This is a genomic window from Actinoplanes sp. HUAS TT8, from assembly GCF_051380535.1.
Taxonomy (GTDB): domain Bacteria; phylum Actinomycetota; class Actinomycetes; order Mycobacteriales; family Micromonosporaceae; genus Actinoplanes.
On sequence record NZ_CP195646.1, the window covers coordinates 9,118,053 to 9,132,274 of the forward strand.

Sequence of the window (14,222 nt, forward strand, 5' to 3'; positions counted from 1 at the left end):
GAACTAGCAGAGTCAACAGGTCACGGGTGGTGCAGCGCGTTGGCGCCGCCCGGACTGGCGACCAGCGGCGCCGGTGCCGCGTGATCGTCCGCGTGCTCGCGGGCCTCGTAGTCGGCCTCCAGGCCGGCGACGGCATTCTCCGCCGCGCGGCGGCCGACGCCCTCCAGCACGTGTTTGCCGATCAGGTCGGCGGCCGGCAGCTCGATCGGGTACTCCCCGTCGAAGCAGGCCATGCAGAGTCGCGACTTCGGCTGCTCGGTGGCCTGGATCAGGTTGTCCAGCGAGACGTAACCCAGGCTGTCGGCGCCGATCGAGCGGCGGATGCCGTCGATCTCCAGACCGTTGGCGATCAGCTCGGCCCGGGTGGCGAAGTCGATGCCGTAGAAGCACGGCCACTTCACCGGCGGCGACGAGATCCGGACGTGGATCTCCAGGGCGCCGGCCTCGCGGAGCATCCGGATCTGGGCGCGCTGCGTGTTGCCGCGCACGATCGAATCGTCGACCACGACGATCCGCTTGCCCCGGACCACCTCGCGCAGCGGGTTCAGCTTCAGCCGGATGCCGAGCTGGCGAATGGTCTGCGAGGGCTGGATGAAGGTGCGGCCGACATACGCGTTCTTCATGAAGCCGGCGCTGTACGGAATGCCGGAGGCCTCCGCGTACCCGATCGCGGCCGGGATGCCGGACTCCGGGACGCCGATCACCAGGTCGGCCTCGACCGGGTGCTCGTGGGCCAGCTTGCGGCCGACCTCGACGCGCGCCGCGTAGATGTTGCGGCCGGCGATCGTGGTGTCCGGGCGGGCCAGATACACATACTCGAACAGGCAGCCCTTGGGCTCGGGGGCGGCGAACCGCGAGGAGCGCAGGCCGTGCTCGTCGATGGCGATGATCTCGCCGGGCTCGACCTCACGGACGAAGCTGGCGCCGGTGATGTCCAGCGCGGCGGTCTCGCTGGCGACCACCCAGCCGCGCTCCATCCGGCCCAGGACCAGCGGGCGCACGCCCTGGGCGTCCCGGGCGGCGTAAAGCGTGTGCTCGTCCATGAAGACGAAGCTGAACGCGCCCCGCAGGGTCGGCAGCACCTCCATGGCGGCGGCCTCGACCGAGAGGTCGGGACGGCCGGCCAGCAGAGTGGTGACCAGCATCGTGTCTGATGTGGCGTCGCCCACCTCAAGGCCGCGGTCGGCGACCTCCTTGGCCAGCTCGGCGGTGTTCACCAGGTTGCCGTTGTGGGCGAGCGCGATCGTCGTGCCGGCCGTGGTGGCCCGGATCGTGGGCTGCGCGTTCTCCCAGTTGGAGCCGCCGGTGGTCGAGTAGCGCGCGTGACCGATCGCGAGATGGCCGCGCAGGCTCGCCAGGGTCGGCTCGTCGAAGACCTGGGAGACCAGGCCGATGTCCTTGTAGACCACGACGCCGGACCCGTCGCTCACCGCGATGCCGGCAGCCTCCTGGCCCCGGTGCTGGAGTGCGTAGAGCCCGAAGTACGTGAGTTTGGCGACCTCTTCCTCGGGGGCCCAGACGCCGAACACACCACAGGCATCCTGGGGGCCGCGCTCCTGGGGGTCGAGATCGTCGGTCAATAGGCCGTCGCCTCGGGGCACCTGCTTGCTCCCTCATGTCGGATCCGCCACGAACTGCTCGAAGCGCTGACCAACCCGAATCGCTGGTCTGCCCGAACTCCGCTCGCTCCGATCGCCCAGTGTACGCGAGCCCCGAGGTGACCGGCCCGGGCTCATTCCGGGGTCAACGGCAGGTACTCGCTCAGATCGGTGCGGATTCCGCTGGCCCGGACCCGGCCGTCCCGGACCGCTTCGGCCCACTCCAGGCGGCCGGTGGCCACGAGCAGCCACGTCATCGGATCCGTTTCGACCACATTGGGCGGTGTGCCACGTGTATGCCGTGGACCGGGGACGCACTGAATCGCACCGAAAGGTGGAATTCGCACCTCCACCGAACGGCCAGGCGCTCGGCCGGACAACTCGGTCAGCAGTGCTCGGACCGCGTCACGCAGCACTGTCCGGTCAGGTTCGTCTCCCCGGTCCAGCGCGCCCAAGGCCTCGGCCACCGACTCGGATTTATTGTGCGCAGACGACATGTCGGGACGATACGACGCGGTTTGCCGACAACGGCACACCGCCCTGGGTCGCGCAAAAGGCGTGCGACAAGGCATAGTTGCCGACGGCGTACAAGTCGCGAGAGATCTGTCGGGGAAGTAACCGCAGACAGCGCGACACGGAAGGCGGTGGATGTGACAACGCACCTACGTGGCCGGGCTGCCCAGGCCGGTGCGTTCCTGGCGCTGGTCGTCGGCCTGGTGGCCGGCGTTCAGACGGTTGCCCTGGCGGCCGACCCGTCCGCCAAATTCAATGACGTGCCAGGCCAAGCCGACCCCGGGGCTACTGTAACTGTTTCCTACACGGCTAGTAACCCCGCGACCCTCACCGACACCCCGCCGGGGCAGCCGATCACTGTCAAGGTCAGCGCCGGCGGCGGCGCGGTCTGTGTGCAGTGCAACACGAACACGATTCAGCCCGGCACCGACGACGGCGGCGACTTCTCGGCGCAGATCCGGATGCCGCAGGTCGGGACCGGCCAGAAGCAGCAGGCCACGGTCACGCTGACGATCAACGGCAACCAGGCCGACTCCAAGACCATCACGGTCAACGGCGCGGCCGCTCCGGTGAGCGCGGTGCAGATCTCCGGCAAGGTCAAGGACGGGGACGGCACCGGCCTCTCCGGCGCGACCGTCGGCATGGAGGACAGCGGCGGCCACTCGTACACGGTGACCTCCGGTGGCGACGGCAGCTTCGTCTTCCGCGCGACCGACACGGCCCTGATCTCGCCCGGAAAGGTGACGGTCGGCGCCAAGCTGGCCGGCTACAAGAGCGCCGCGGCCACGGTCACCGCCACCGCCGGGAAGAGCGCCACCGCCACGATCACGCTGAAGGCCCTGGCCACGGCGAGTGCGTCCGCCTCGGCGAGCGCGTCGGCCAGTGCCGCGGCCAGCTCCGAGGCGACCGACGAGGCCACCGACGAGGCCACCGACGACGCGACCACCAACCCGGCCAACACGCAGGCGGCCACCACGACGAACACGTCGGAGGACGGCGGCAGCTCCTGGCTGCTGATCGTGATGGGTGGTCTGCTCGTCGCCGCCGGTGTCGGCGCGATGGTCCTGGTCTGGATGCGTCGTAAGAACGCGGCCAAGAACGACGACGACTCGACCGGCGGCCCCGGCTTCGGCGGTGGCGGCCCGACCGGCACTCCGGCCGGCCCGGCCCGCTTCGGCGGTGCCGACGCCACCCGAGTGGCCGCACCGGTCGGTGCCGGACGCAACGACGCGACGATGGTCGCGGGCGCCGGGATGGGTGGCATGGGCGGCGGCATGGCCGGTGGCCTGGGCGACGCGCCCACGATGATCCACCGCCCGCCGGTCGAGGACGAGTTCCCCGACCCTTACGGCGCTCCGATGCCCCCGGCCGGTGGCTTCATCGGCACCGGCGGCAACGACCAGTGGGACAACCAGCAGCCCGCCGGTGGTGGCAACTACGGTGGCGCGACGAGCGTCTACGGCGCGCAGGACAACGGTTACGGCGCCCAGGCGGGCGGCTACGACCAGGGTCAGGGTCAGCCGGGCCAGCAGCGCTACGACGAGCACACCAACATGTACCAGCCGAACAACGGCGGGTATGACGAGCAGGCCGGGTATGGCGGTTACGACCAGGGTGGCTACGGCGCTCAGGGCGGGTACGACCAGCAGCCGGGCGCCTACGGCGCTCAGCCCCAGCCGGGTGGTTACGACCAGCACGGCGCGGCCTACGGCGGCCAGCCCACCGGTTACGACCAGGGTGGCTACGGTGCTCAGCCGGGCGGGTACGACCAGCCGCAGGGCGGCTACGGCGCCCAGCCTCAGCCGGGTGGTTACGACCAGCACGGCGGGGCCTACGGCGCTCCTCAGGGAGCCCAGGGCGCCCAGCCGGGCGGCTACGGCAACCAGCAGGGCGGCTACGACCAGCACGGCGGGGCGTACGGGCAGCAGCACGACCCGAACCGCCGCAACCGTGAGTGGGACGAGTGATCTGACCTGACGAAAAAGGCCCCGCGCATCGCGCGGGGCCTTTTTTGACGGGCAAAGAAGACGGACAAAGAAGAAGCCGGCCCGTTCCACGGGCCGGCTTCTTTCCGGTCGATCTAGATCGAGCCGCCCGGCTCCTGCGCCTTGGACTCGGTCAGTTCCAGCGTCACCGACCGAACCTCGGCCGGAGCCTCGGCCACCGGCTCCTCGGCCACCGGCAGCTCGGTGGGCACGCCCGCGAAGGACGGCCCGCCGAACAGCTTCGGCAGGGTCGCCGACCAGGTGGCCCGCAGCTCGTCCAGCGGGATCGAGAACTGGTCGGTGACCTCCAGCGTCGCCTCGGCCGAGGTGACACCGATCTGGGCGCACGGGACGCCGAACTCGGCCGCCAACGCGACGAACGCCTTCTCGTGTCCCCGCGGGACGGCCACCAGGGCCCGGCCCGCCGACTCGCTGAAGAGCTGGACGAAAGCGGTCTCGCCGTCGGCCGGGAAGGTCACCTTGGCGCCGACCTCGTGCCGCAGGCAGCTCTCCACCAGGACCTGGGCCAGGCCACCGTCGGAGAGGTCGTGCGCCGCACCGACCAGGCCGGTCTGCGACGCCCGGGCCATCAGCCGGCCGAGCGCCTGCTCGGCGGCGAGGTCGACCTTGGGCGGACGGCCACCGAGGTGGCTGTGGGTCACCCAGGCCCACTCCGAGCCGGACAGCTCGGCCCGGGTCTCGCCGAGCAGGAAGAGCAGGTCACCCTCGGCCTTGGCGGGCTTCGGGAAACCCATCGGGGTGCGCAGGGTGACGTCGTCGAACAGGCCCAGCACCCCGATCACCGGGGTCGGGTGGATCGCGGCGGCACCGGTCTGGTTGTAGAAGCTGACGTTGCCGCCGGTCACCGGGATGCCGAGCTGCTGGCAGCCGTCGGCCAGACCGCGCACGGCCTGGGCGAACTGCCACATGACGGCCGGGTCCTCGGGCGAGCCGAAGTTCAGGCAGTCGGAGACCGCGATCGGCGCGGCGCCGGTGACGGCGACGTTCCGGTACGCCTCGGCCAGCGCGAGCTTGGCCCCCTCGTACGGATCGAGGCGCGCGAACCGCCCGTTGCCGTCCACCGACAGCGCCACGCCGAGGTTCGTCTCCTCGTCGAGGCGCAGCACGCCGGAGTCCTCGGGCTGGGCCAGCACGGTGTTGCCGAGCACGTACCGGTCGTACTGCTCAGTGACCCAGGTCTTGTCGCACAGGTTCGGCGAGGCGGCCATCCGCAGCACCGTCTCCCGCAGCTCGTCGCCGGTCGACGGACGCGGCAGCGTCTCGGCCCGGTCGGCCTGCAGCAGGATCAGGTCGGACGGCTCGCGCAGCGGCCGCTCGTAGACCGGCCCGTCGTCGGCCAGCGAGCCGGGCGGCACGTCGACCACGACATGGTCGTTCCAGGTGATCAGCAGGCGGCCCGGGGTGCCGTCCTCGCCGGCCGGGGTGACCTCGCCGATCGCGGTGGCCCAGACGCCCCACTTCTCGGCGACCTTGAGGACCGCGTCCAGGTTTTCCGGCGTGACGATCAGGAGCATGCGCTCCTGTGACTCGCTGGCCAGGATCTCGGTTGGCGACATCGAGGCCTCGCGCAGCGGGACCCGCTCCAGCCAGACCCGCATGCCGGTGCCGGCCGCCGCGGCGGTCTCGGTGAGCGCGCAGGTGAGGCCGGCGCCGCCGAGGTCCTGGATGCCGGAGACCAGACCGGCGTCGTACAGCTCCAGGCAGCTCTCGATCAGCAGCTTCTCCATGAACGGGTCGCCGACCTGCACCGACGGGCGGCGCTGCTCGGCCTCCTCGTCGAAGGTGGCCGACGCCAGCACGGAGACGCCGCCGATGCCGTCCCGGCCGGTCCGCGCGCCCATCAGCACGACGATGTTGCCGGTGCCGGTGGCTTCCTTCTTCTGCAGCCGCTCGACCGGCATGACGCCGATACTCAGCGCGTTGACCAGCGGGTTGCCCTGGTACGTCGGGTCGAAGACGATCTCGCCACCGATGTTGGGCAGGCCCAGGCAGTTGCCGTAGCCCCCGATGCCGGCGACCACGCCGGGCAGCACGCGGGCGGTGTCCGGGTGGTCGGCCGCGCCGAAGCGCAGCGGGTCCATCACCGCGATCGGGCGGGCGCCCATCGCCAGGATATCCCGCACGATGCCGCCGACGCCGGTGGCCGCGCCCTGGTAGGGCTCCACGTAGCTCGGGTGGTTGTGCGACTCGACCTTGAAGGTCACCGCCAGGTCGTCGGAGACCTGGACGACGCCCGCGTTCTCACCGATGCCGGCGAGCATGCGGGTGTTCTTCGGAACCTTGGCGACGAACTCGCGCAGGTGCACCTTGCTCGACTTGTACGAGCAGTGCTCACTCCACATGATCGAGTACATCGCGAGCTCGGACGCGGTCGGCCGCCGGCCGAGGATGTCCTTGATCTTCGCGTACTCGTCGTCCTTGAGGCCGAGGTCCGCGAACGGCTGGAGGTCGTCCGAGGACTTCTCCGCCTTCTCGACGGTGTCCGGCCCGTCCGCGTAGTTGTCGGCCAGGACGTCGGTCGCAGCGAAGGCCGTCTCCGACAGGTTCTGCTGCGTCGTCACTGCTGTCCCCCTTGCGAGCCGCCCGCGGACGACCCGGCCAGGGCCCGCAGGACGGAGGTGAAGAAGCCGAGGCCGTCGAGCGACGGGCCGGTCAGCGCCTCCACGGCGTGTTCCGGGTGCGGCATGATGCCGACGACGTTGCCGGCCTCGTTGGTGATGCCGGCGATGTCGCGCTGGGAACCGTTCGGGTTCCCGTTGATGTAGCGCGCGATGACCCGGCCCTCGCCCTCGAGCTTGTCGAGAGTGGCCGGGTCGGCGACGAAGCAACCCTCGCCGTTCTTCACCGGGATGAGGATCTCCTGGCCGGGGGTGAAGCCGTTGGTCCAGGCGGTGTTCGTCGCCTCGACCTTGAGCCACTGGTCCCGGTTACGGAAGTGCAGGTGCTGGTTCCGGGTCAGCGCGCCGGGCAGCAGATGTGCCTCGCAGAGAACCTGGAAACCGTTGCAGATGCCCAGCACGGGCAGGCCGCCACGGGCCGCGTCGATGATCGACTCCATGACCGGAGCGAATCGCGCGATGGCGCCGCAGCGCAGATAGTCGCCGTACGAGAAGCCGCCGGGCAGGACCACGGCGTCGACCCCGTGCAGATCCGGATCCCCGTGCCAGAGGCGGACGGCCTCGGCGCCGGCGATCCGGGCGGCGCGGGCGGCGTCCCCGTCGTCGAGTGAACCGGGGAAGGTGACCACACCGATCCGCATGGTCAGGCGACCTCGGCCGCGCTGTCGACCCGGACCGAGTAGTCCTCGATCACCGGGTTGGCGAGCAGCTTGTCGGCGATCTCACGAGCCCGATCCAGGTCGGGTTCGCCATCGAATTCGATCTCGATCCGACGACCGATGCGAACAGACGAGACATCGGTGACGCCGAGCCGAGGCAGCGCATTCGCTACTGCCTGACCCTGCGGATCCAGGATCTCCGGCTTGAGCATGACGTCGACCACGACGCGAGCCACGGGCACTCCTGACTGATAGGTGTAAGCACGAAGGAGCCTACCTGGTCAACTGTTCGGGCAGTTCAAAGGATGGGTGCGGGGGTGTATCCGGCGGCCGAGGGGTGACGCTCGACGATCCCGGCGACACGGTCCGCGACGGCGCGCACCTGGGCCGGCGCGGCGCCCACGAAGGCGGCCCGGTCGGCGACCAGGGTGTCGATCTCGGCCCGGGTCAGCTGGAGCCGCCCGTCGTCGGCGAGCCGGTCGAACAGATCGTTGACGGCCACGCCCTTCTCGCGCATGGCCAGGGCCACGGCCACCGCGTGCTCCTTGATCACCTCGTGCGCGACCTCCCGGCCGACCCCCTTGCGGACGGCGGCCACGAGCAGCTTGGTGGTGGTGAGGAACGGCAGGAACCGGTCCAGCTCACGGGCGATCACGGCCGGGTAGGCCCCGAACTCGTCGAGCACGGTGAGGAACGTCTGGAACAGGCCGTCGGTGGCGAAGAACGCGTCCGGCAGGGCGACCCGGCGGACCACCGAGCAGGAGACGTCGCCCTCGTTCCACTGGTCGCCGGCCAGCTCGCCGACCATCGACAGGTAACCCCGGACGATCACGGCCAGACCGTTGACCCGCTCGGACGAGCGCGTGTTCATCTTGTGCGGCATCGCCGACGAGCCGACCTGGCCCGGCTTGAAGCCCTCGGTGACCAGCTCCTGGCCGACCATCAGGCGGATCGTGGTGGCCAGCGAGGACGGGCCGGCGACGATCTGGGCCAGGGCCGAGACCACGTCGAAGTCGATCGAGCGGGGGTAGACCTGGCCGACGCTGTTCAGCACCCGGGCGAAGCCGAGGTGCTCGGCGACCTTCGACTCCAGGGCGGCCAGCTTCTCGAAGTCACCGTCGAGCAGGTCGAGCTGGTCGGCGGCGGTGCCGACCGGGCCCTTGATGCCGCGCAACGGGTACCGCCCGATCAGGTCGTCCAGACGCTCGTACGCAATGAGAAGTTCCTCGGTCGCCGAGGCGAACCGCTTCCCCAGCGTGGTCGCCTGCGCCGCGACGTTGTGCGAACGGCCGGTCATCACCAGGTCGGAGTGCTCGACGGCGAGCGCGGTGAGCCGGGCCAGGGTGGCCACGACGCGGTCCCGGATCAGTTCGAGCGAGGCCCGGATCTGCAGCTGCTCGACGTTCTCGGTGAGGTCGCGCGAGGTCATTCCCTTGTGGATCTGCTCGAAGCCGGCCAGCTCCGAGAACTCCTCGATGCGCGCCTTCACGTCGTGCCGGGTGACCCGCTCGCGGGCCGCGATGGACGTCAGGTCGACCTGGTCGAGCACCGACTCGTACGCCTCGACGGCGCCCTCGGGAACCGAGACACCGAGGTCACGCTGGGCCTTCAGGACCGCCAGCCAGAGCCGGCGCTCCATCCTGATCTTCTCCTCCGGCGACCAGAGAGTGACGAGTTCAGCGGAGGCGTAACGGGTGGCAAGCACGTTCGGGATGGTCACGGCACCGATTCTTCCACGTGCCCCGGTTCCACCCCCGGCAGCCGGTGACGCAGGGTGCGGACGTCCGAGCTGAGCAACATCCCGAGGATGCCGAGCAGCAGGACACCGGCGCAGCCCAGCAGCGCGGGCCGCAGACCGACGTGGTCGGCGATCGGACCGACCGTCATCTCGCCCAGCGGGACGGCGACAAACGAGCCGACCATGTCGTACGAGTAGACGCGGGCCAGCCGGTCGGCCGGGATGTGCTCCTGCATCGAGCTCTCCCAGGCGACGCTGAACTGCTCCAGCCCGACACCGGCCAGGAAGGCGGCCCCGGCCAGCGGGACGAGGTGCGGCGACAGACCGAAAACGATCAGCGGGCCGACCATGGCCAGGAGGGTGATCACGCCGTACCGAAGAAATCGTTTTAACCGCAACCGCATCGCCAGGAGTCCCCCGGCGATCATGCCGGCGGTCTGGGCCGCGAGGACCAGACCCCAGGCCCGGCGCCCGATGGTGACGTCGGCCAGTGCCGGAGCCAGCACATGGGTGGCCCCGGACCAGGCCAGATTGGTCACGCAGGCACAGACCACGACGACCCAGAGCCAGGTGTGCGAGCGGAATTCCGACCATCCGGCGCGCAGCTCGTGCACCACGCCCGCCCGCTGGGGCGGGGCCACGAACGGCAGCCGGATCAGCGCGAAGAACCCGGCCGAGAGCAGGAACGTGGTGGCGTCGACGGCGATGCCCCAGCCCGGCCCGACCGCGGCGACCACCACTCCGGCCAGCGGCGCGCCGATGATGGTGGCTCCGCTGAAGGTGAGCCGGCTGATCGCGATCGCGCGCTGCCGATAGTCCGCGTCGACCGTGCGCGGCAGCAGCGCCGAGCTGGCCGGCATGGCCATCGCCGCGGTGGCGCCGTTGACCGCGGAAAGGCCGATGAGCAGCGGAATCGTCGCGTGGTGGGTCAGCACCAGCGCGGCGATCGCGCCCTGGGTCAGGGCGGCGACCAGGTTCGACCCGACCATCAGCAGGTTCTTCGGCAGGCGGTCGGCCAGCACGCCTCCGAAGAGCAGGAACGACACGTTCAGCACGGTGCGGACGCCGACGACCAGGCCGAGGTCGCCGGCCCGGCCGGTCAGGTCGAGGACCGCGAAGGCGAGCGCGATCGGGGCGAACGCGTTGCCGAACGAGTCCACCGCCCGCCCGATCAGCAGCAGCCGGAACGCTCGGGTCATTCGGGTTCCATCTCGAACAGGGCCACCGTCGTGCTGGTCCGGATCGTGCCCGGGGTGCCGGGTGGGCGGGCTGCGGCGTGCAGGTCGTGGACCGCGGCGGCGATCCGGTCCCGGACCTCCTGCCAGACCGCCGGGTCGACCCAGAGTTCGGCGTCGCCCAGCACACCGGCGGCACCGCCCGGCCGGCGTCGCCGGGCCCGCCGGAGGAGTTCCTCGGCCGCGGCCGGGTAGAAGTGCTCGGCCTGACCTCGGCTGAGTGAACTCTTCTGGTCATACCGGTAGCGCTTGGCCAGACCGCCGCGGATCTTCTCCTCGCCCGCCGTCACGATCAACCCGCTGGTCAGCAGGTTGCGCAGGTGATAGCTGGCGTTCGCGTGGGTGATGCCGAGCTCCCGGGCGACGTCGGCCGCGGTCAGCTCGGACCCCGTGAGCAGCGACAGGATGCGCAGCCGGACCGGGTGGGCCAGGGCCCGCAGCGAAGCATCCCCCAAAGACATGTTGGGGAGTCTATGGCTCGCCGGGCCCACCGTCCAACAGTTGTTGGAGAGTGGCAGACTGCACGAAAAGGCGGCATTCTCGCTAAGGTTACTGGCGAGTAGGTTCGACGAACATTCCGAAAGGTCCACTGATGACTGAATTCAACCCCGAGTCGCTCTCCTCGATCGGCCCGAAGGAGTTCGCTCAGCTCGTCAAGTCCACTCCGGACTCCAAGATCACCGAAGTGATGGCGTCGGACTCGCGGACGAAGATCCTCGACGAGGTCTTCAACCGGATGCCCACGCTGTTCCGCGCCGAGAAGGCGGGCGACGCCCAGGCCGTCATCCACTGGATCATCACCGGCCCGAACAGCGTCTCCAACACCTACGAGACCGTGATCGAGAACGGTGCCTGCACCGTCACCACCGAGCCGGTCCGCGAGCCCAAGCTGGCGATGACCATGGACGCGGTCACGTTCCTCAAGGTCGTCGCCGGCGACGGGAACCCGATGATGCTGTTCATGACCGGCAAGATCAAGGCCAAGGGCGACCTGGCCCTGGCGGCCAACATCGCCAAGCTCTTCGACATCCCGAAGGCCTGATCCAGCGCCGCTCGGCGAAGGGTGTGCGGTCCGGTCGCGCTTTCCGCGACCCGGCCACACACCCTTTTTCAGTACGGACGTGACCGCCCCGCCCCCACGCATCCGTCGCAGCCACCGCCCGGTGCCGGGCCCGGCCGCGAGGCGCTCAGGGGCGGTTGGGCCCGGACGGGCACGGTGTCACGCCGTACGCAAAGCGGCTTTTAGATTTTGATCTCGTTCTTGAGCGCGCGCAGCGCGATGTCCGTGCGGAACTGCGCGTCGGCCAGCGAGACCCCGTCGACCAGGGCGTAGGCGGCCTCGCGGGCCGAGGCGAGGTCGGCGCCGGTCGCCGTGACGCTGAGGACGCGCCCGCCGGCCGAGGTCAGCTCGCCGGCGGCGTTGCGCGCGGTGCCGGCGTGGATGACCCCGGGCACCTCGGCCCCGGTGATCACGTCGCCGGTCCGCGGCGTGCCTGGGTAGTTGTGACTGGCCACGACCACCGTGATGGCCGAACCCTCGTGCCACGTGAGCGGCGGGTGGGACGCCAGCGTGCCGGTCGCGGCGGCGTTGAGCAGCCCGCCCAGCGGCGTGGCCAGCAGCGCGAGCACGACCTGGGTCTCCGGGTCGCCGAAGCGCGCGTTGAACTCGATGACCTTGGGACCGTCGGGGGTGAGGGCGAGGCCGACGTAGAGCAGGCCGGCGAACGGGGTGCCGCGCCGGCGCATCTCGGCCAGGGTCGGCTCGACGGTCTCCCGGAGCACACGCTCGGTGAGATCGTCCGGCGTCCAGTCGAGCGGGGCGTAGGCGCCCATGCCCCCGGTGTTCGGGCCCTCGTCGTCGTCGAGCAGCCGCTTGAAGTCCTGAGCGGGCATCAGCGGGGCGACCGCCGTGCCGTCGGTGATCACGAAGAGTGAGACCTCGGGGCCGGGCAGGAACTCCTCGATGACGACCTTGCCGCACTCCTCGGCGTGCTTGATCGCCGTGTCCAGGTCGTCGGTGACGACGACGCCCTTGCCGGCCGCCAGCCCGTCGTTCTTCACGACATAGGGAGCGCCGAACTCGTTCAGCGCGGCCTTCACCTCGTCGATCGTGGTGCAGGCGAACGACCGGGCGGTCGGCACACCGGCCGCGTCCATGATCTCGTTGGCGAACGCCTTCGAGCCCTCCAGCTGGGCCGCGGCCGCGGACGGGCCGAAGCAGGCGATGCCGGCGGCGCGGACCGCGTCGGCCACCCCGGCCACCAGCGGTGCCTCCGGGCCGATCACGACCAGGTCGGCGCTCAGCTCCCGGGCCAGCGCGGCGACCGCCGCCGGATCGGTGGCGGTCACCGGGTGCAGCTCCGCCACCTGGGCGATGCCGGGATTCCCGGGAGCGGCGGCGAGGAAGTCGACGGAGGGGTCGGCGGTCAGGCCGACGGCGAGCGCGTGCTCGCGCCCACCGGAGCCGATCAGAAGTACGCGCACGACGGCCCATCTTACGTCGCGTAAACTTCGGCAGTACCCGGGCTCCTCCAGGTACGACTCTGGGGAAAGGCATCATTCCAGTGCCGGTGATCGTGTTGATCGGCGCCCAGTGGGGCGACGAGGGCAAGGGCAAGGCCACGGATCTGCTGGGCGACCGGCTCGACTACGTGGTCAAGTTCAACGGTGGCAACAATGCGGGCCACACCGTCGTCATCGACGGCGAGAAGTACGCACTCCACCTGCTCCCGAGCGGGATCCTCTCCCCCAACGTCATCCCGGTGATCGGCAACGGCGTCGTCGTCGACCTGAACGTGCTGTTCCAGGAGATCGACGGCCTGGAGGCCCGCGGCATCGACACGTCCCGCCTCCGGATCAGCGCGAACGCGCACGTCATCGCGTCGTACAACCGCTCGCTGGACAAGGTTTCGGAGCGCTTCCTGGGCGCCCGGCGGATCGGCACCACCGGCCGCGGCATCGGCCCGACCTACGCCGACAAGATGAACCGGGTCGGCATCCGCGTGCAGGACCTCTTCGACGAGTCGATCCTGCGGCAGAAGGTGACCGCCGCACTGGCGTTCAAGAACCAGGTGCTGTCCAAGATCTACAACCGCAGCGCGGTCAAGGTCGAGGAAGTGGTGCAGGAGCTGCTGTCGTACGTCGACCGCCTGCGGCCGTACGTGGCCGACACCGCCCTGGAGCTGTCCCAGGCCATCGACCACGGCAAGGTCGTGCTCTGCGAGGCCGGCCAGGCCACCCTGCTCGACGTCGACCACGGGACGTACCCGTTCGTGACCAGCTCGAACGCCACGGCCGGGGGCGCCTGCACCGGCTCCGGCATCCCGCCGACCCGCATCGACCGGGTTGTCGCCGTGCTCAAGGCGTTCACCAGCCGGGTCGGCGAGGGCCCGTTCCCGACCGAGCTGCACGACAAGTGGGGCGACTACCTGCGCGAGGTCGGCCACGAGTACGGGACCACCACCGGCCGTCCGCGCCGCATCGGCTGGCTCGACCTGGTGATCGGCCGCTACGCGCAGCGGATCAACGGGGTCACCGACTTCGCTCTGACCAAACTGGACAACTACGACGGCCTGGACGAGATCCCGGTCTGCGTGGCCTACGACGTGAACGGCGTCCGGCACGACGAGATGCCGATCAACCAGACCGATTTTCATCACGCCAAGCCGATCTTCGAGACGATGCCCGGCTGGAAGTCCGACATCTCCGGCTGCCGCAAGTTCGAGGACCTGCCGCCGGAAGCGCAGAACTTCGTCGAGTTCGTCGAGGCCCGCATCGGCGCGCGCGTCTCGATCGTCGGCGTCGGCCCCGGCCGCGAAGCGGTCATCGAGCGCCACTCGGTGCTGAGCGAGTAGT

The 14,222-nt window shown here is 70.2% G+C and carries 12 protein-coding genes; 3 read left to right on the forward strand and 9 right to left on the reverse strand.

Features of this window, described 5'->3' with window-relative positions; genetic code table 11:
• Positions 1 to 20 precede the first annotated feature (20 nt).
• The gene (gene purF, locus ACSHV8_RS40560) at positions 21 to 1,601 is read right to left on the reverse strand and encodes an amidophosphoribosyltransferase (protein WP_436524881.1); all 1,581 of its coding nucleotides are present in this window, start codon (positions 1,599 to 1,601) and stop codon (positions 21 to 23) included.
• A gap of 131 nt (positions 1,602 to 1,732) precedes the next feature.
• Positions 1,733 to 2,095: a sterol carrier family protein gene (locus ACSHV8_RS40565; RefSeq protein WP_436524883.1), complete on the reverse strand. Its 363-nt coding sequence runs from the start codon at positions 2,093 to 2,095 to the stop codon at positions 1,733 to 1,735.
• Between the two features lie 153 nt (positions 2,096 to 2,248).
• On the opposite strand from ACSHV8_RS40565, the gene ACSHV8_RS40570 reads away from it, so the two are divergent.
• A complete protein-coding gene (locus tag ACSHV8_RS40570; protein WP_436524885.1) occupies positions 2,249 to 4,078 on the forward strand; it encodes a carboxypeptidase regulatory-like domain-containing protein in 1,830 nt (609 codons plus the stop codon).
• Between the two features lie 113 nt (positions 4,079 to 4,191).
• On the opposite strand, the gene purL is transcribed toward ACSHV8_RS40570, so the two are convergent.
• From purL to ACSHV8_RS40600, 6 genes are all read right to left on the reverse strand, one after another.
• Positions 4,192 to 6,678: a phosphoribosylformylglycinamidine synthase subunit PurL gene (purL, locus tag ACSHV8_RS40575; RefSeq protein ID WP_436524887.1), complete on the reverse strand. Its 2,487-nt coding sequence runs from the start codon at positions 6,676 to 6,678 to the stop codon at positions 4,192 to 4,194.
• Positions 6,675 to 7,382 (reverse strand): phosphoribosylformylglycinamidine synthase subunit PurQ, encoded by a 708-nt coding sequence (gene purQ, locus ACSHV8_RS40580; protein ID WP_436537140.1) that lies wholly within the window; start codon positions 7,380 to 7,382, stop codon positions 6,675 to 6,677. Before purQ ends, purL begins: the two co-directional genes overlap by 4 nt.
• Positions 7,379 to 7,630 carry a phosphoribosylformylglycinamidine synthase subunit PurS gene (gene purS, locus ACSHV8_RS40585; protein ID WP_436524889.1) on the reverse strand — a complete coding sequence of 84 codons (252 nt, stop codon included), beginning with the start codon at positions 7,628 to 7,630 and terminating at the stop codon, positions 7,379 to 7,381. Before purS ends, purQ begins: the two co-directional genes overlap by 4 nt.
• A 62-nt stretch (positions 7,631 to 7,692) precedes the next feature.
• Positions 7,693 to 9,114, reverse strand: a complete 1,422-nt coding sequence (purB, locus tag ACSHV8_RS40590) for an adenylosuccinate lyase (protein WP_436524891.1) — start codon at positions 9,112 to 9,114, stop codon at positions 7,693 to 7,695.
• Positions 9,111 to 10,331, reverse strand: a complete 1,221-nt coding sequence (locus ACSHV8_RS40595; protein WP_436524893.1) for an MFS transporter — start codon at positions 10,329 to 10,331, stop codon at positions 9,111 to 9,113. The genes purB and ACSHV8_RS40595 overlap by 4 nt, the downstream gene beginning before the upstream one ends.
• The gene (locus tag ACSHV8_RS40600; RefSeq protein ID WP_436524895.1) at positions 10,328 to 10,828 is read right to left on the reverse strand and encodes an ArsR/SmtB family transcription factor; all 501 of its coding nucleotides are present in this window, start codon (positions 10,826 to 10,828) and stop codon (positions 10,328 to 10,330) included. Before ACSHV8_RS40600 ends, ACSHV8_RS40595 begins: the two co-directional genes overlap by 4 nt.
• Before the next feature lie 131 nt (positions 10,829 to 10,959).
• Here ACSHV8_RS40600 and ACSHV8_RS40605 point away from each other — a divergent pair, with 131 nt between their 5' ends.
• On the forward strand, positions 10,960 to 11,409 hold the full coding sequence (locus ACSHV8_RS40605; protein ID WP_436524897.1) for an SCP2 sterol-binding domain-containing protein: 450 nt from the start codon (positions 10,960 to 10,962) through the stop codon (positions 11,407 to 11,409).
• 200 nt (positions 11,410 to 11,609) lie between these two features.
• On the opposite strand, the gene purD is transcribed toward ACSHV8_RS40605, so the two are convergent.
• The gene (purD, locus tag ACSHV8_RS40610) at positions 11,610 to 12,851 is read right to left on the reverse strand and encodes a phosphoribosylamine--glycine ligase (RefSeq protein WP_436524899.1); all 1,242 of its coding nucleotides are present in this window, start codon (positions 12,849 to 12,851) and stop codon (positions 11,610 to 11,612) included.
• Between the two features lie 80 nt (positions 12,852 to 12,931).
• On the opposite strand from purD, the gene ACSHV8_RS40615 reads away from it, so the two are divergent.
• Positions 12,932 to 14,221: an adenylosuccinate synthase gene (locus tag ACSHV8_RS40615; RefSeq protein WP_436524901.1), complete on the forward strand. Its 1,290-nt coding sequence runs from the start codon at positions 12,932 to 12,934 to the stop codon at positions 14,219 to 14,221.
• The last annotated feature ends 1 nt before the right edge of the window (position 14,222 follow it).

Bases quoted from the DNA above. Each gene is read 5' to 3' on its own strand.
- ACSHV8_RS40605 (WP_436524897.1), top strand. From the start codon at position 10,960: ATGACTGAATTCAACCCCGAGTCGCTCTCCTCGATCGGCCCGAAGGAG.
- ACSHV8_RS40600 (WP_436524895.1), bottom strand. From the start codon at position 10,828: ATGTCTTTGGGGGATGCTTCGCTGCGGGCCCTGGCCCACCCGGTCCGG.
- ACSHV8_RS40565 (WP_436524883.1), bottom strand. From the start codon at position 2,095: ATGTCGTCTGCGCACAATAAATCCGAGTCGGTGGCCGAGGCCTTGGGC.
- ACSHV8_RS40595 (WP_436524893.1), bottom strand. From the start codon at position 10,331: ATGACCCGAGCGTTCCGGCTGCTGCTGATCGGGCGGGCGGTGGACTCG.